Annotated in this window: 11 protein-coding genes and 1 pseudogene; 7 read left to right on the plus strand and 5 right to left on the minus strand. The window is 45.0% G+C overall.

What is annotated here, in order from left to right:
• The first annotated feature begins 22 nt into the window (after positions 1 to 22).
• The 4 genes and pseudogenes from OU793_RS21280 (at position 23) to OU793_RS21295 (ending at position 6,157) form a co-directional block, all read left to right on the plus strand.
• Positions 23 to 1,959: pseudogene (locus tag OU793_RS21280) on the plus strand (propionyl-CoA synthetase).
• A gap of 195 nt (positions 1,960 to 2,154) precedes the next feature.
• Positions 2,155 to 2,637 carry a GNAT family N-acetyltransferase gene (locus OU793_RS21285; RefSeq protein WP_005477859.1) on the plus strand — a complete coding sequence of 161 codons (483 nt, stop codon included), beginning with the start codon at positions 2,155 to 2,157 and terminating at the stop codon, positions 2,635 to 2,637.
• Positions 2,638 to 2,836: 199 nt separating this feature from the next.
• The gene (locus OU793_RS21290; protein ID WP_024700632.1) at positions 2,837 to 4,387 is read left to right on the plus strand and encodes a trypsin-like serine protease; all 1,551 of its coding nucleotides are present in this window, start codon (positions 2,837 to 2,839) and stop codon (positions 4,385 to 4,387) included.
• A 306-nt stretch (positions 4,388 to 4,693) separates the two neighbouring features.
• Positions 4,694 to 6,157: a bifunctional NUDIX hydrolase/phosphatase PAP2 family protein gene (locus tag OU793_RS21295; RefSeq protein WP_020840590.1), complete on the plus strand. Its 1,464-nt coding sequence runs from the start codon at positions 4,694 to 4,696 to the stop codon at positions 6,155 to 6,157.
• Between the two features lie 110 nt (positions 6,158 to 6,267).
• Here OU793_RS21295 and OU793_RS21300 read toward each other — a convergent pair whose 3' ends face one another.
• Positions 6,268 to 7,077: a Cof-type HAD-IIB family hydrolase gene (locus OU793_RS21300; RefSeq protein ID WP_024700633.1), complete on the minus strand. Its 810-nt coding sequence runs from the start codon at positions 7,075 to 7,077 to the stop codon at positions 6,268 to 6,270.
• 165 nt (positions 7,078 to 7,242) lie between these two features.
• Between OU793_RS21300 and queE the strand changes: the two genes are divergently transcribed.
• On the plus strand, positions 7,243 to 7,893 hold the full coding sequence (queE, locus tag OU793_RS21305) for a 7-carboxy-7-deazaguanine synthase QueE (protein ID WP_029785507.1): 651 nt from the start codon (positions 7,243 to 7,245) through the stop codon (positions 7,891 to 7,893).
• A 14-nt stretch (positions 7,894 to 7,907) separates the two neighbouring features.
• Positions 7,908 to 8,606: a 7-cyano-7-deazaguanine synthase QueC gene (queC, locus tag OU793_RS21310; protein WP_017448988.1), complete on the plus strand. Its 699-nt coding sequence runs from the start codon at positions 7,908 to 7,910 to the stop codon at positions 8,604 to 8,606.
• 8 nt (positions 8,607 to 8,614) lie between these two features.
• On the opposite strand, the gene OU793_RS21315 is transcribed toward queC, so the two are convergent.
• The 4 genes from OU793_RS21315 to OU793_RS21330 all read right to left on the minus strand — a co-directional run bounded on the left by OU793_RS21315 (position 8,615) and on the right by OU793_RS21330 (position 13,217).
• Positions 8,615 to 10,591 carry a diguanylate cyclase gene (locus OU793_RS21315; protein ID WP_140103923.1) on the minus strand — a complete coding sequence of 659 codons (1,977 nt, stop codon included), beginning with the start codon at positions 10,589 to 10,591 and terminating at the stop codon, positions 8,615 to 8,617.
• 188 nt (positions 10,592 to 10,779) lie between these two features.
• Complete coding sequence (locus OU793_RS21320; RefSeq protein ID WP_005477755.1) at positions 10,780 to 11,133, minus strand: DUF2750 domain-containing protein; 354 nt, start codon at positions 11,131 to 11,133, stop codon at positions 10,780 to 10,782.
• 150 nt (positions 11,134 to 11,283) lie between these two features.
• Positions 11,284 to 11,904: an OmpA family protein gene (locus OU793_RS21325; protein WP_005477817.1), complete on the minus strand. Its 621-nt coding sequence runs from the start codon at positions 11,902 to 11,904 to the stop codon at positions 11,284 to 11,286.
• A 2-nt stretch (positions 11,905 to 11,906) separates the two neighbouring features.
• Entirely contained in the window at positions 11,907 to 13,217 is a 1,311-nt protein-coding gene (locus OU793_RS21330) for a TolC family outer membrane protein (RefSeq protein WP_005464216.1), read from the minus strand.
• A gap of 399 nt (positions 13,218 to 13,616) precedes the next feature.
• On the opposite strand from OU793_RS21330, the gene OU793_RS21335 reads away from it, so the two are divergent.
• Positions 13,617 to 17,064, plus strand: a 3,448-nt coding sequence (locus OU793_RS21335) for a tandem-95 repeat protein (RefSeq protein ID WP_274647830.1), incomplete at its 3' end; no start/stop codon positions are given.

Here is a 17,064-nt window from a genome sequence, read left to right on the forward strand (position 1 = left end):
AGGACATACTGGAGGAAGCAATATGTCTTCATATGAGAAAGAGTACCAATGGGCGAAAAATGAACCGGAGAGTTTTTGGCGCGCTCAAGCGGAGAATATCGACTGGTTCGAATCTCCTAAGACCATCTTGAAAGCTGATGAGAATGGAATCGAGCGATGGTTTCCGGATGGGGTGATGAACACGGCTTGGTTAGCACTGGACTACCATTGTGAGCAAGGTCGTGGTGATAACGCTGCCCTTATTTATGATTCACCAGTAACGGGGAACAAGCAGACTTACACTTACAGCGAGCTGCGTGACAACGTAGCAAAAATTGCGGGTATGCTGTCTAGTCAAGGCGTAGAAAAGGGCGACCGAGTCGTTATTTACATGCCGATGATCCCAGAAGCGGCAATGGCAATGCTTGCTTGTGCACGTTTGGGTGCGATTCACTCAGTTGTGTTTGGTGGTTTCGCGCCTAATGAGCTGGCGGTACGTATTGAGGATGCTGAGCCAAAAGTCATTATGACGGCATCGTGTGGCATCGAAATCAGTAAAATCATTCCGTATAAACCATTAGTAGACAAAGCCATCATGGACAGCCGTTGGAAACCTGAGAAAGTGTTTGTTTTCCAGCGCCCAGAATGTGAAGCCGAGTTAAATCAGGAAAGAGATTTGGACTGGCAACAGGAATACAACAAAGCGCTACCTCATGCTTGTGTTCCTGTATTAGCAACAGACCCACTGTATATCCTTTATACCTCAGGCACGACGGGTAAACCGAAAGGGGTGGTACGTGATAACGGTGGCCATGCGGTCGCGATGAAGTACTCTATGAGTGCGATCTACAACATGCCACAAGACGGCGTGTTCTGGGCCGCGTCTGATGTTGGTTGGGTTGTCGGCCACTCTTACATTGTTTACGCGCCATTGATTCATGGTTGCACCACAATACTGTTTGAAGGTAAGCCAGTCAGAACACCAAATCCGGGCGCATTCTGGCGTGTGTGTGATGAGTACAAAGTTGATGCTTTATTCTCAGCAATCCGGGCGCATTCTGGCGTGTGTGTGATGAGTACAAAGTTGATGCTTTATTCTCAGCACCGACCGCTTTCCGTGCGATTAAGAAAGAAGACCCGGAAGGCGAGTTCTTAAAGCAGTATGATTTGTCAAATCTCAAAACCATCTTTATGGCTGGTGAGCGTTTAGACCCTCCTACGCTGGAATGGGTACAGAGTAAAACTGACAAACCAGTTATCGATCACTGGTGGCAAACAGAGACAGGTTGGGCGATTGCCGGTAACCCGACAGGCATTGAAATGATGCCAGTGAAAGCGGGCTCATCCACCAAACCGATTCCTGGTTATCAGGTAGAAATTCTCGATGAACTCGGTGAGCCGGTAAAAGCCAATCAGCAAGGTTTTGTGGCGCTAAAACGTCCACTTCCACCAAGCTGTTTACCAACGGTATGGCGTAATCATGACCGCTTTGATACGGGCTACCTGAGCCAGTTCCCTGGCTACTATGTATCTGGTGACGGCGGTTATCTGGATGAGGATGGGTATCTGTTCATCATGGGGCGTATTGATGATGTCATTAACGTCGCAGGCCACCGTTTATCTACTGGTGAGATGGAAGAAATTGTTGGTGGTCACCCTGCCATTGCAGAATGCGCGGTTGTTGGTATCCATGATGACCTGAAAGGTCAGCTTCCACTTGGCTTTGTTGTACTGAAAGACGGTGTCAAAGTAAACGAGTTGGATCTGGAAGGCGAACTAGTTGGCAAAGTTCGTAGTGAGATCGGCGCGGTTGCATGCTTCAAACACGCACTGGTTGTAGATCGCTTACCGAAAACACGCTCGGGTAAAATTCTGCGTCGAACCATCCGCCAAATTGCTGATGGTGAACAATACACCGTGCCATCGACGATTGATGATCCAACGAGCCTGAATGAAATAGAGCGAGTATTACGACGCTAACAATTTATCGTCGTACTCAAATGAAACCCTGATCCTCGAACTCCGTAGTTTGGTTCTGCCTCTGTATGCTGATTTGTACAGGGGCTTTTTTGCGTTGGTGCTCCAGAAAACAATCGTGAGTAGGCGCTTTTGTGGCTTGCCAAGCCTGCGTTTTCGCAACACACTATACGGACTCAAATTTTGGTAACCCTTAGTATGTCTGCATTTGTAATCAAAGCTGCGAGTTTTGATGATTTAGAAGTGCTCAACGATCTTATGTTCGATTTGCACGATGAGCACCATGTTCAATCCCCTGAATTGTTTAAAACTGCCGAAGAAATCGAACAAGAGAAAAGCATTGCTCGTTACATCGATAATCCCGAGTGTTTGGTATATGTAGCGAAAGTCGGTGATGAAGTTATCGGTTTTGTCTCTGGTCACTTTTGTGAGTTAACTTCCGTTGTCAGCCAACCTGTGATGATGGGCAGTGTGGATGAGTTGTATGTGATGCCGGAATATCGAAAGCAAGGAACGGCTCAAGCTTTGCTCGATAAGATAGAGGCTACCTTTATCGATTACGGCGCAACCCAGATGTTTGTTGAGGTTTGGAGTTTTAACCGCCAAGCACTCGCATTGTATGAAAAACAAGGTTTTGGGCATCATATTCACTGTTTGCGAAAGCCCTTAAATCCATCGTAATTAATACGTCTCGTTGACGGTAATTCAGTGACAGAAACCATGTGGAATTGAAATTATTCAGTTCATCAATAAACTTTTGCGTTTAAGTGGCTCGCAAGCTATGAATTTGCTACTCAACTTACATTGGTAACATTGAATTTGTCTGCTTGTTTTATAAGTAGCACGAGGATCGTGCTTACAAAAACAAGAGGATAATACTTTGAAACTATCAAAATCGTTACTTGCTTTGGCAGTCTTGCCAATGTTTGCAAGTGCTGATGATTTATCACAGACGCAAAACCACATCATTCAACCGAAAATCGTGGGCGGCATTACCGCCGATCCAACTGAATGGAAGTTCTACACACAAATTGTAAGTCGCTACAGTAACCGCTCCTATTGCGGTGCCAGTTACATCGGCAATGGCTATGTATTGACGGCGGCTCACTGTGTGGAGGGCGATTCACCGAGTCAAATCGCCGTGAAAATTGGTGGCGTCGTGTACAACGGCACCGATGGAGTAAGAGCGAATGTGAGTGAAATCCACATGCATCCGTCTTATCGCCGCGCCACGCTTTCTTATGATATTGCGGTTCTAAAGCTAGATTCTGTCCCTCAAGGTGTATCCGCCGTTGAAATTGCTGACGGCAGCTTGGCGCAATACGCCAGTATTGGAGATTGGTTGACAGTTGCAGGTTTAGGTCGAACGTCAGAAGGCGGTAGTTCGCCAACAAGATTGCAAGAAGTCGATGTTCCTCTGGTGTCGGATGCCACTTGTCGTCAGGCGGGTGGAAACTACACCACCGTTGGGGAAGTGGCATTCTGTGCAGGCGTTCCGCAAGGTGGGATAGATTCATGTCAGGGTGACAGCGGTGGCCCGATCGTTATTAATCGCGGCGGTGCGATTACCCAACTTGGTGTGGTTAGCTGGGGGATAGGGTGTGCACGTCCGGGTATGTACGGCGTTTACAGTGATATTGCAGCATTGCGCAGTTTTGTGGATGGCGTCATCGGCACTTCAACGCCTCCGAAAGATAACGTTTCTGTTGGTTACACTGCTAATCAAATGTTGCCAGCGTTTAATGTTGGTGAACTCAAGCAGCATGGATTTGTGATTAGTAATTCGGGAAACACTGCATTCACTGTCGAAAATGTACGCATTGGCGGCTCAGGAGTGACTGATGCAGCACTGATTGCCAACGATCAATGCTCTCAAACAACGTTAGCTGCAAATACGAGCTGTCGTGTGGATGTTGAGTTCGGCGCATCACAAGCGGGTGAAGCTAGAGTGACGTTGAAGTTCGGTGTTGATAAAACCAGTACTTTATATCAAGCGGTTGTGTCTGCAACAGCCAAATCGGTAACGTCGCCACCAACAGGAAGCTGTGCAAACGAATGGAAAGCCTCATCTGTTTACAATAAAGGCGATACTGTCACGTGGAATGGAAAAGTGTGGCAAGCACAATGGTGGACTCAAGGCGATAACCCAGCAGAATCGGGTTCCTGGGGCGTTTGGCAAGCAGTGAGCGATGCAAACTGTACGTCACATCAAGATCAGGTCATCCCGCCGACTGAGCCGCCAGTTGTGTCTGTTCCTTCAGATAATATCTATCAAGCAGGATCTCAATACCTCGCTGGCGATGTTGTGACTAATCAGGGCTCGTCTTATCAATGTTTACCGTGGCCAAATAGTCTTTGGTGTGGTTCGACGCCAAGCGCTTATGAGCCGGGCGTAGGTTCTGCATGGACTCATGCGTGGATAAAGCTATAAAGTCATACTAATCATAAATGGGGTTTATTGTTTTCGAATAATAAGCCCATTTTTGTTGTTTTAAATATGAGAACCCACAAAATACCTATGACTTTATCCTGACAGTTTGCTTATATAACTGGCAGAATTGCGATCAATATTTCACGTTTTGTCTGATTTTTGTCAGATTTACATTAAGAATTTTCTCCGATGACTTTTTTGACTTGTGCATCATATGCATAACTCGTTACTTAATTTATGTCGAAAAATATTGGTAATACTGCCATCATGCATTGGTCATTATTCTCTTCATTAAAGGTTTATCTTGTGCTGAGACAGTTGTTTTTTCTCACTCTCTTTTCTGCTTTGCTTTCTACGTCTTCAATGACAATGGCAAAATCGGTATCCGGTGCGTCATTGAATGGAATTAAAGGCGCGCTCTGTGTTGTTCGAGCCGACGACAAGCTTGTACTGGTTCATGAAATTCTCACCAACAAAATCTCCTTGCCGGGAGGTACTATTATTGAAGGTGAATCTCCAGAAATTGCCGCGCAACGAGAAACGTGGGAAGAAACGGGGCTTGCAGTAACTGTCGGTAATGAGTTGGGTAGAACCTCAACTGCGATCTTGTTCGACTGTGTATCTGATTCTGAAGTTATCGCCTTTTCTATGAATAACTCATTGGGTGGAAACGAGCTGCCTTCTTGGTTTGCGCCTCATTACGGTGTGGAAGTGGCTTCTGCCATGCTGCTCAATCCAAGTGAACTTACGGCATCTCAATATCGCTATCCGGCTCAATGGCCAGAAGTTGTTAACCTTTTTGCTAATGCAACAAACCAGCCGGTTTCTTACGTTACACAGCTAATTGAGTCTGCACCTACATTCCGTCAGGTCGAGCTCTCTTGGGTGATGGAACTACAAGGTTGGATTGGTGAGCTTTCAGACAACAGTTACAAAGCCGCGTACGACTTTGCAAGCGTAGTGATGGAGCTGACGACGCCGACTATTTTGCTGTTTTTATTCCCGTTCGTCATGATGCGCTTTGATAGTCGCTTTGTGTACCGACTGTTCTTCGCCATTACCGCGACATCTTTAATGGTTTTGGTGGCACAGCAGGGATTTTCTCTACCAAGGCCGCATGTGTACGTGCCTATGGCGGAACTTCCAAACAGTTACGGCTTTAGTTTTCCAAGCTTGCCTATTGCGGTTTGGTTCTGTGTGTTGACATTTTTGTTCCAAAGAACGCACAGCTTTGGATTTAACAGTACCACGGTGTTGATGGCCGCTATCACGCTAATAGTCATGCTGTGCAAGTTCTTCCTAGGTTCTGCGTTTATTCTTGATATGTTACTGGGTGCCTTGTTGGGCATCTTGGTTGCTTGGCACGTATTACGTTTGGAAACGAATCCAGAGGTCAATGTTGATCAACTCCTCAGCTCAAAAGGAGTGTGGTTTACGTTGACTGCAGTGACTGCCGTTATTTCGGTGATTTGGCCGTTACCTGTGTTTGGCAACTGGTTAGCGATGTTGATCACGGCTTCTGCACTCGTGCTTACGTTTAAGGAGTCTCAGGTGAGATTAAACAGTAAGCAGATGATTTTTGTCACTTTGGCGTTGATATTGACTCAGCAGGTGTATTTGTTTGCTGCGACGAGCGTCTCTTCCAGCGGTTTTTGGTCATTGGTGTTTATGACGTTCCACTATCCGATATTGATGCTGTTGTTCATCTTTATGGCAAGAAGATTGACTCATCAAAATCAGTACCAAGAAGAGCTCAAACTGTCAGAATAATAAGTTCTTCGGTATCAAGTAAAAAGCCTCGCAATTCGCGAGGCTTTTTGTGTTTTAGGTACTGGCTTCTGTAAAACTATTTTTATCAAGCTACTTTTATAAAGCTAGAGCTAAGCGCTAAGAACAAATTTCTCAATTGCTTTCGCTACGCCGTGGTCGTCGTTACTTTCAGTGATGTAATCTGCGATTTTCTTGGTTTCTTCCATCGCATTTGCCATCGCGATACCAAGGCCTGCATACTTCAGCATGTGGTGGTCATTTTCAGCATCACCCATACAGATCACTTCTTCTGGTTGAACTCCTAAGTACTCAGCAATCGCTGCAACTCCGATGCCTTTGTTACTCGCTGGGTTAAGAAACTCTAGGAAGAATGGGGCACTTTGAACAACTGTAAACTCTTCACGCATTTCAGGTGGAAGCGCAGCGATGACCTCGGTGAGTTTACTTGGCTCGGCAACCATCATTGCTTTGATGATTGGATGATCATCTTCTAGCGATTCAAAATTCATCTCTGTCACGTCTAAGCCATTAATGTTGGCTTCGATGTCAGTGTATGGGTTGTTCTCATTAGTGATCAAGCCGTGCACTTGGCTGAATGCGTGCACATAAGCGCCTAGTTCTTTCGCTTTATGAGCGACTAATTTAGCTGCCTTACCATCAATGATTTGCTGGTGGATAATTTCGTTTGTACCTACATTTTTAACCATAGAACCATTGTAGAAAAGGACAAAATCTTTATCGGAATGAATATTCAGCTCATCCAATTTTGCCTGCATGCCTTCAAGTGGGCGGCCAGAAGCCAAAACGACAGTAACGCCAGCTTCACGAGCTTTCGCGATAGCGTGTTTGTTTTCTTCTGAAATCGCTTTGTCACTGTTTAATAACGTGCCGTCCATGTCTAGGGCGATCAGTTTGTACATCTTTACTTACCTTAAAATAATGGGAACCTGAGTATGAAACTACAAAATGGGCTATTTTAACAATTAATTTTTGGTTTGAATTGACCTAGACACGCCTCTCCATTAAGGTCTTCGCCTCGAAGTTTTATGAGTTAAGTGAGTTCTGCGTTGTATAAGCTAAATGAGATGTTTGAAACCATCCAAGGGGAAGGGATCTTTACTGGTGTTCCTGCCGTTTTCGTTCGCTTGCAAGAGTGCCCAGTAGGGTGCAGTTGGTGTGATACAAAACAAACGTGGGATGCCGAAGAAAAGGATCAGCGTCCTATTGGTGATATTTTGGTGAAGACGGAAGATTCTCCGACTTGGTGCACGGCATCGGCTGAAGACATCGTAGAACAATACAAACAGCAAGGCTTCAATGCGAAGCATATTGTTATCACTGGTGGTGAACCGTGCATTTACGATTTGCGTCCGTTGAGCAAAGCGTTTGAAGATATGGGCTGTCAGTGCCAGATTGAAACCAGTGGGACATCAGAAGTCGTCACGTCTGAAAAAACGTGGGTGACAGTGTCACCAAAAGTGGCGATGAAAGGTAAATTGCCCGTACTGAAAAGTGCTTTGGAGCGTGCCAATGAAATCAAGCACCCAGTCGGTACGCAAAAAGACATCGATCATCTTGATGAACTACTTGCAAACGCTGATATAAAGACAGAAACGGTGATCGCTTTACAACCAATCAGCCAGAAGCCTCGCGCAACTCAGTTGTGTATCGAAACGTGCATCGCGCGCAATTGGCGTCTATCTATTCAAACTCATAAATACCTAAGTATTGCTTAAGCTCGGAGAGTAAAATGAAAAAAGCTGTTGTTGTTTTCAGTGGCGGACAAGACTCGACAACCTGTCTCGTACAAGCCCTTAAAGAGTTTGATGAAGTACATGCAATCACTTTTGATTATGGCCAACGTCATAAACTGGAGATCGAAGTTGCGCAAAAGATCGCCAAAGACCTTGGTGTAAAAGCGCATAAAGTGATGGATGTCGGTTTACTGAATGAACTTGCTATCAGCTCTCTGACGCGTGATGACATCCCTGTTTCTCACGAATTACAAGAGAATGGCTTGCCGAATTCGTTTGTGCCTGGCCGTAATATTTTGTTCTTAACTCTTGCTGGCATTTATGCTTACCAAATCGGTGCCGATACGGTGATTACGGGCGTGTGTGAAACGGACTTTAGTGGCTACCCAGATTGCCGAGATGATTTTGTGAAATCAATGAACACGGCGCTGGTTAAAGGTATGGATCGAGCTTTGACGATCAAAACACCGCTGATGTGGCTCAATAAGGCAGAAACATGGGCGTTAGCGGATCAATACAATGCGTTGCAACTGGTTCGTGAAAACACGCTAACTTGCTACAACGGCATCATCGGTGATGGTTGTGGCGATTGCCCATCGTGTGATTTACGCAAAGCCGGGCTCGATGATTACTTGAATAACAAAGATGCAGTTATGAAATCTTTGGTTCAAAAGCAGGAATCAGAAGGTCTGTAAACAGACCTTCACGAATTTGCAAATTCTGAACTCAGGTTAATTGGCTCATTGTACGCATCAACAACCGCGTTCTTGCCATTTCTCTTAGCCTGATACAAAGCTTGGTCTAATATCGAGTACAGCTCATCGAAGTTGGTGAGTGGCATTGATGTCGATAGGTAGGCCAAGCTTGCCGTTACACGAAGGTCTTCATTTCTTTCCGTTTTGATTTGCTTTTCCGAAATGGTTTTATGCAAGCTTTGAACTCGGAAAGGTACATCAATTTCATCAACGTTTTTGAGTAAAAGAACAAATTCCTCTCCACCTAAACGCCCGATGTATTCACCTTTGTTGAGTTTTACGCGGATGCTTTGACAAACGTGTTTCAAAACCAAATCGCCTGTAGGGTGGCCGTAGGTATCATTGATGGCTTTAAAGTTATCTAAGTCAACTAAAGCCAGAACATATCGCATCTCTTGATGAGTTTTCGAGGTTTGGCTTTTGATGGTCTCAATGATCGCTGTTCTATTTAAGGCGCACGTTAAACTGTCTATCCTTGCTTTATTTCGAGTTTGTCGCTGAGCCATTATTGCCAATACCAAAAGAAGCACTAAGCAGGCAACCACAAAATTGTACGCGCGTTTTTGATCTGTAAGCTTTTCAAACTCGCTCTGCTTTAAATTCCGCTCGTTCGCAAGTTTGATCAGTTGCAGTTCGTATTCGTACTCATTTTTGGTGAGGTCGAGAGCTTCCATTGCCTTGATGTTGCTAGTATCTCGGTTATCTAGTTCTAATGTAGAATACGCTTCATAGTGACTTAGCGCCGCTTTGTAATCCCCAAGTTTTTGGTAAGCATTGGACAGCAACAGTTGTGCTCTCGCTTGTAGCAATGGCCTTGAATTTTCCATTGCTAGTGTGAACGCTTCTTTACCGTGCTCGATCGCCTTTTCTGGCGCGTCATTTTTCAGATAAGCAAAACCAGCGGCTAAATGCCCCTCGGTTTGTAAATGGTTGTTTTCGTATCGCTCGCCCAAACCGAGTGCTTTGTTAATGTATTTGACGGCTTGTTCAAGGTTGCCAATTTCAGCAATAGCGGAAGCAAGCCCCAAATACGCCAAGCCTTGTCCATACGGATAGTGGAGCTCTTCCAAGATTTTCAATGAATTCTGGTAGTGGTTAATGGCCTTATCGAAATCTTTCGATTTGTTATACATCCGAGCTAGGCTGTGTTCGACTTGCGCCACTTTGAGTGGGGCCTCCTCAAGTTGGCGCGCAAGCAAGGATTGGATGAGGTATTGCTCCGATTGCTCAAACTGTCCTAATTCGGCGAGTAAATTGCCGACATCGTTATAAATACCAGATGGGTCGCTTTGATAAGACATATTGGCAAGCAGGCGGCGGTACAAGCTCAGAGCTTTTTCGTAGTCGCCGCGATAATTGTAGTTGTTCGCTACGACTCGCAACGCCAAGTCTGCAGGAAAGACTTCTGCGTGCTTATCGTCTAAATGGCTTTCGAGAGATGAGCAAAAGAAGTTTGCCTTGTGGTAACGGCCTTGCTGGTTTAGCGTGTAGCAAAGTTGGTAATTCATCAACGCTTTACCTTCCACGTTACCATTTTGTTTCATCTTTTGCCTTAACGAGCTGAAACTGGCAACAGAAGCGTCATAACTGCCATGTTTACGTTCGTTTAAAGCGAGAATGTACTCAGATTCTAACTTCGCGAAATCATTGTTTAAGATTTGGCTACTTCCGTAATAAGGCTGCTTGATGTTAGCCATGTATTCATAAATCAACCCACTGACGTAAAGTCTCTCGCTGTCAGAGACGGAAGTATGATAACGGTCTTGAAGCATGCTAAGAGCAGAAGCCGCATCGTTGTGTAACGTTGTTTGATAGACAGCGTGCCATTGCGTAAAGTTTTGGGTGTGTTCAATCTCGGTAGAGTCACTTGCGTATATTTGACTGCAAAAAAGCAGTGACGCAAGCAAAGGAGACAGCGCGCGCATAAGGAAGTAGCCTTGTGTTTTTCTTATATAATCTTTTCAGTATGTTATACCCATTATCTTATAGGCGATGTGACCACGTGAAGTGAATAAACAATACTGAATGGAAAAACTATGAAGTGGGTCGATATTTGTGTTGAGAATTAGGGGAGGGAATAGAAACCCCGGCACAAGTGCCGAGGTCAACGCGATTAGTCTACGTATAGCTTCGCTAGATCTTGAGGCTCCATTTCTTTGCCTTCTAGCTGATCATTCCAGTTTGTACCAACAAGAACGCCGTCTTCAGCAAGAGTCAGAAGCCAATCTTCTACAAAGATATCTAGTGGAATTTCAAGAACAGTAAAATCTGCCCACTCTTCAACGTTGTGCGCTTCAGCATCTTCTTTCGAAGACCAGAAAGGCATTACTTCGCTATTTTCGAACTCAGTTGAATCGCAAGACAACCAACCTTCTTCATTGCGTAGACCCCAAACGAGTTGGTTTTCTTTCGTTTCTGCTACGAAAAGATCAAGGTTTGCTTGGATATCTGATGTAAGTTTGCTCATTTCAAAACTCTCATTGTTATGACGCCGCTAGATTACCACTAAAGCGCCGATTCCTAAAGCATAATACGGCTTCAAGCCACTATGAAAAGAAAAGGAGCCGAAGCTCCTTTTGTCAAATCTGAGTGCGATGTGAGAGTGTAAAAGTTTAGATTAGCTTTCTGCTTCAGGAAGCGTCGTAAAGATCGTCCACTCTTTTTTAACTTTACCCTTGTAACCAACAACAGATGCGGTCACTCGGCGGTTAAGTGCGTGACTTACCTGATCGGTGCCTTGCTCTGCTAGATGTGTGTCACCAAAACCAATGATGCGAACGCGATTTGGTTCAATACCGTAACTTAATAGCGCGTCACGCACGTTTTTCGCTCGTCGTTCAGAGAGATCTTGATTGTGTTTTGAACCACCTGTTTTACTCGCGTAACCTTGTAGTTCAATCGAGGTCGTTGGGTAATCCTTCAAGAAGTCAGACAACTCACGAATTTGACGACGAAATACCGGATTGATCTCATCAGAATCGTTGGCAAATAGCACACGAACCTGCATTTTCTCAGATGCTTTGATGTATTCGCCACAGCCATCATTGTCAACTTCAGAGCCAGCTGGCGTCCCCGGACATAGGTCGCGAGCGTTAATAACACCGTCGTTATCTTCGTCTTGTAAGTCAGCAATTTGTTCTGCGGTAGGGAATGCACGGTAATCGTACTCATCTTCAGCGATTGCTTGTTGCGTAACGGCGATAACGCTTAATGCCAATAGCAGTTTCATCGGTTTCATGATTAGTACTCCACCTTCTGGTTCCATTCTGTTGGTACATCAACACGCAAGGCATTCAACAGTTGACCCGTAGCATTCATCACTCGGTACTTCGCGTATTGTTCCGCGTATTTAGCGTCTAAATAGTTCTTTCTTGCTTCGAACAGTTCGTTTTCAGTGTTTAAAAGGTCAAGTAGAGTACGCTTACCAATGCGATATTGCTTTTCGTAAGCAATGACCGTTTCAGAAGCTGAGTCTACGTGGTCAGCTAAAAACTCTTTTTGTTGCAGAGTTAAATCTAACGCACTCCAAGACAAGCGAAGTCCTTCTTCGACATTTCGGTATGCGCGCTCTCGTAGATCTTTCGCTTTGTTTAACTGATATGCAAAGCTTTCTGCGTTCGCAACATCACTACCACCGTTGAACAAGTTGTAACGCATTCGAAGCATTGCTGTCGTTTCATCGCTGCTGCCTTCAATACCGCCGGCATCGTTGCGCCATGTTTGTGCTGCTTCTACAGAAATGGTCGGGTAGTAAGTTCCTTTCGATTGTTTGTACTGGAACTTAGCTGAATCCACATCTGCAACCGAGATTTTGATGACAGGGTGAGATTCAAATGCCAAGTCAATCGCTTCATCGATTGTGTATGGGATGAAGTTTTGATCCGCGCGTGGGAAGATCAATCCTTGTGGCGATTGTCCGACAAGACGCGTAAACATCGTTTGGCTATCAAACAGGTTATTTTGAGCCGCAACTAAGTTACCGTGCGCTTTTGCTAAACGCGCCTCAACTTGAGTCAGGTCTGCGGTCGAGCCGATACCTGAGTTGACACGTTTTTTAATGTCTTCATAAATTTTCTTATGAACTTTCAGGTTGTTCTCTGAAAGAGAAAGAATTTCATACGCTTTAACGGAATCTAAGTACACCTTAGTCACTTCCAACGCAGTGTCTTGCGCATCCGCAAGTAGTTGGTATCGCACAGATTCTGCATCTGCAGCAGTACGGTCCATATCATTAAGAGTGGCAGAGCCATCCCAAATCAATTGCGTTAAAGTGATAGTGGCTTCTTTACGAGTCAGATCGGTTGAGTCTCGTCCTGATTCTGCAGGATTTATACCTTCGTAACCGATACCTGCGTCAAGATCGACGGAAGGGAGGTAAGCACCGCCAGATGCTTCATTCACATACTGCTTGCTAACGAATTCATTGAACGCGCTTTTAATATCGGGATTTGTTTTTAGCGTATTTTCTACGGCTTGCTCTAGTGTTTGCCCAAAAGCATGACTAGCGGCGAATACACCAATACAAAAGGCGTTGGCACGAGTCCACTTCACTGTGATTCTCCTAGATGGTTATGTAATTTCTCGAGGCGAGAGGGCTTATAAGTGGAATACCTATAAGGGCGTCAATAATTTAGCGCACAATACCACTAATAATCGACGATGTAACCAATCGCTTTGTTTAGAATGTGTTTCAAAAGTGATACGAAAATACGCCTGCTCGGGGCTTAACTTCGAACTAATATCACCTTTATTTGGTTTTGTTACATTTATAGTTGCTTATACAGAGATCTAAATCACCCACCAACTGAAAATCGACAATATGGGAAAATTGTGACTTATAAGTTGAAAATAGGCATCAAATTACTGTTATTGCAGTATATATTCGGGCAATATATAGCAAATTAGTATCGTTAGTCAAAAAGTTGACAGTAATTTGGGGTGAAGTTTTATATGGATCGTACAGCGTTAGTTTCACTCGGCAATCAAGTCGTTGTAATAGGATTAGATGGGAAGCTGAGAGTACTAACGGAGGGACAACAGCCACTACCAGGAGAAGTGGTTGTGACATCAACAGATGTTGGCCCTCTGGATTTAAACGTGCAATTGACTCAAGAGCAGGGTTCTAAAGATGTCACTGATGATGTTTTACAAATTATTAGTGCAATCGAACAAGGACAAGACCCTTCTGCTGTAGATGAAGAGTTTGCGCCAGCAGCTGGTGAGAACGGCGGCTCTAGTCTGCAAACCAGTGCGACAATTGTTCGCGATGGTACTGAACTCTTGGCATCCACCAGTTTTGAAACCATTGGTATTGAGTCTCTAGGACTATCGCAAACACAAGTTCTAGCACTGAACGATCTATTCCGAAGTAATCTTCAAACGAGTGCTGATAGCACTGATAAACCTTTGGCAACAACGCCAGTTACTCTTGATGCGATTGAAGAGGACGGTGGTTCAATCATCATTACGACGGAAGAGTTACTGTCAAATGTTGATGATGAAGACAAAGACACATTATCTGTTGAGAACCTCATTATCGATAAAGGGAATGGCACTCTTGTCGACAATGGTGATGGCACGTGGACTTTCACTCCGCAAATCGATGATGACACAGAAGTCTCTTTCACTTTCGACATTATTGATGACGAAGACCTAGTGGTATCTGGTTCTGCAAATCTCGATATTCTGCCTATCAATGATGCACCAAACGCAAAAAATGATGTAATTACGACAGAAGAAGACACCGCTGTTACGATTGATGTTTTAGTCAATGATAGTGATGTTGAAGGTGACGTACTCAGTATTCAATCAGCATCAGTTCCTTCAGAGCAAGGCTCAGTTGACATTGTCGACGGCAAACTGGTGTTCACGCCAGCTGAGAACTTCAACGGTGAAGCAACCATCACTTATATCGTAACTGATGGCGATTTGACGGACGAAGCGAACATGACTGTTACGGTTACGCCTGTAAATGACAGTCCTGTTGCCGTTGATGACACTGTATCTACACAAGAAGACACCGCAGTTACCATTGATGTACTGACTAACGACACCGACGTGGATGGCGATAAGCTGAGTATTGAATCAGCCTCTGTTCCTAAAGAGCAGGGTACGGTTGAAGTGGTGGATGGAAAACTTGTTTTCACTCCGACAGAAAACTTCAATGGTGACGCTGAAATTACCTACACCGTAACGGACGGTCAATTGACCGACGAAGCGAAAGTAACTGTTACAGTAAATCAAGTAAACGATGCGCCAATCATCAAGGTTGATGCAGTAGAAAGCATCACTGAAGATGCAGTGAGCACTGATACGGTAGTCGCAACCTTAACGGTTCGTGATACTGATACGCCAGAAGACCAATTAACCGTTTCTTTAGAAAACAACTCAAACGGTTACTTTGTGTTAGTTGGCGATGAAGTCAAGCTGACTCAAGCAGGCGTTGATGCAGTTAATAATGATGAACTTAACCTTAAAGACCTAACTATTAGCGCGTCAGTATCGGATGGTGTTAATCCAACGGCGAGCGACAGTGATAGTTTGATTGTGAATCGTGTTAACGATGCACCGACTGTTGAAAATGCCATTGCAGACCAAGTGTTATCGGAAGATTTCGATGCATACACGATCGACTTGAATGAAGTATTCAAAGATTCTGATTCCTCGCTAGAATTCTCAGTCTCTGGCAATAACAGCATCCAAATTTCTATTGTGAATGGTGTTGCTACCATCACTCCGACTGCGGATTGGAATGGCAAAGAGACAATTACGTTCACAGCTACAGACCCAAGCGGCGAAAGCATTAGCCAAACCGTAAACTTCACAGTTGCGCCTGTGGCGGACATCGTGGCAGACAAAGCGACGGTCGTTGAAGACACGCCAACCATCATCAAGGTCTTAGGTAACGACACGTTCGAAGGCGACGGTAAAGTGGTGTCGCTAGATACCAATAACGGCCCAGCCAACGGCACGGTCTCGATCAATCCTGACGGCAGCGTGACTTACACGCCAAACGACAACTACCACGGTGCAGACAGCTTCACCTACATCGTCACTTCCGGTGGCGTCAGTGAGTCCACCACGGTGAACGTCGATGTGACACCAGTGAATGACGTGCCAGTGGCAAAAGATGACACGGCGATTACTGACGAAGACACACCAGTGACGATTGATGTCCTGCCAAACGACAACGACATCGATGGCGATAAGTTGTCGATCCAATCTGCGTCTGTTCCTGAAGCACAAGGTAAAGTCGAGATCGTTGATGGCAAACTCGTCTTCACTCCGGCAGAAAACTTCAATGGCCAGGCTGAAATCACCTACACCGTAACGGACGGTCAATTGACCGACGAAGCGAAAGTAACTGTTACAGTAAATCCAGTGAACGATGCGCCAACCATCAAGGTTGATGCAGTAGAAAGCATCACTGAAGATGCAGTGAACACTGATACGGTAGTCGCAACCTTAACGGTTCGCGATACTGACACTTCTGAAGACCAATTAACCGTTTCTTTAGAAAATAACTCAAACGGCTACTTCGTGTTAGTTGGCGATGAAGTCAAGCTGACTCAAGCGGGTGTTGACGCGGTTAACAACGACGAACTCAACCTTAAAGATCTGACTATCAGTGCGTCAGTATCGGATGGTGTTAATCCAACAGCTAACGACAGTGACAGTTTGATTGTGAATCGTGTTAACGATGCGCCAACCATCAAGGTTGATGCAGTAGAGAGCATCACTGAAGATGCAGTGAGCACTGATACGGTAGTCGCAACCTTAACGGTTCGCGATACTGACACGCCAGAAGACCAATTAACCGTTTCTTTAGAAAATAACTCAAACGGTTACTTCGTGTTGGTTGGCAATGAAGTCAAGTTGACTCAAGCGGGTGTTGACGCGGTTAACAACGATGAACTCAACCTTAAAGACCTGGCTATCAGCGCGTCAGTGTCGGATGGTGTAAATCCAACGGCTAGCGACAGTGACAGTTTGGTTGTGAATCGTGTTAACGATGCACCGACTGTTGAAAATGCCATTGCAGACCAAGTGTTATCGGAAGATTTCGATGCATACACGATCGACTTGAATGAAGTATTCAAAGATTCTGATTCCTCGCTAGAATTCTCAGTGTCTGGCAACAGCAACGTGTTGGTTTCGATTGAAAATGGCATCGTGACCATTAGCCCAACGGCAGACTGGAACGGCTCAGAAATCCTAACGTTTAAAGCTACCGATCCAAGCGGCGAAAGCATTAGCCAAACCGTAAACTTCACGGTTGCGCCTGTGGCGGACATCGTGGCAGACAAAGCGACGGTTGTAGAAGACACGCCAACCATCATCAAGGTCTTAGGTAACGACACGTTCGAAGGCGACGGTAAAGTGGTGTCGCTAGATACCA

Source organism: Vibrio sp. VP6, assembly GCF_028823755.1.
Taxonomy (GTDB): domain Bacteria; phylum Pseudomonadota; class Gammaproteobacteria; order Enterobacterales; family Vibrionaceae; genus Vibrio; species Vibrio parahaemolyticus.

Bases quoted from the DNA above. Each gene is read 5' to 3' on its own strand.
- OU793_RS21285 (WP_005477859.1), top strand. From the start codon at position 2,155: ATGTCTGCATTTGTAATCAAAGCTGCGAGTTTTGATGATTTAGAAGTG.
- OU793_RS21300 (WP_024700633.1), bottom strand. From the start codon at position 7,077: ATGTACAAACTGATCGCCCTAGACATGGACGGCACGTTATTAAACAGT.
- queE (WP_029785507.1), top strand. From the start codon at position 7,243: ATGTTTGAAACCATCCAAGGGGAAGGGATCTTTACTGGTGTTCCTGCC.
- queC (WP_017448988.1), top strand. From the start codon at position 7,908: ATGAAAAAAGCTGTTGTTGTTTTCAGTGGCGGACAAGACTCGACAACC.
- OU793_RS21315 (WP_140103923.1), bottom strand. From the start codon at position 10,591: ATGCGCGCGCTGTCTCCTTTGCTTGCGTCACTGCTTTTTTGCAGTCAA.
- OU793_RS21320 (WP_005477755.1), bottom strand. From the start codon at position 11,133: ATGAGCAAACTTACATCAGATATCCAAGCAAACCTTGATCTTTTCGTA.
- OU793_RS21325 (WP_005477817.1), bottom strand. From the start codon at position 11,904: ATGAAACCGATGAAACTGCTATTGGCATTAAGCGTTATCGCCGTTACG.